The organism is Halorhodospira sp. 9621, assembly GCF_022228055.1.
In the GTDB taxonomy this organism is placed as follows: Bacteria; Pseudomonadota; Gammaproteobacteria; order Nitrococcales; family Halorhodospiraceae; genus Halorhodospira; species Halorhodospira halophila_A.
Map to the genome: position 1 here is coordinate 1 of NZ_JAJNRD010000120.1, position 416 is coordinate 416.

At 68.8% G+C, this 416-nt stretch carries 1 pseudogene; it reads right to left on the reverse strand.

Annotation, left to right across the window (positions count from 1 at the left end):
- A pseudogene (locus tag LRF89_RS13380) lies at positions 1 to 416 on the reverse strand (ComEA family DNA-binding protein); the annotation flags it as partial.

Sequence of the window (416 nt, forward strand, 5' to 3'; positions counted from 1 at the left end):
AAGAGCAGCTGCACGCCGCCGACGAGCGCGGCGAAGACCATGTAGACCATCTGCAGCTGCGCCGCCTTCTGCCCGCGGACCTGGACACCGAAGACCTTCGCTGAGGAGCGGTTGGGGCGGAACCAGTTGAACGAGCCGAGCCGGTTGCGCGTCGAGACGCTCGCCCCGCTTTTGGACAGATTCAGCTTGGTCGGCCCCTTGCCGTAGCGCCCGCGCAGGATGAACCGGCCGTTTTGCAGCGCCACCTGGGTGTTCTTCGCCGGCGTGACCGAGGCGCGGACACCGCGCCGGGTGTTCGCCGTCAGATTCACACCGGCCGCCCGCGCCTGGGCGCGCAGCGCTACGCCGCCAGTACGACTCGCCCGAAGGTACTTGCCGCGGTGCTCGATGCGCCGCTGCTTGCCGTAGGCGTCTTT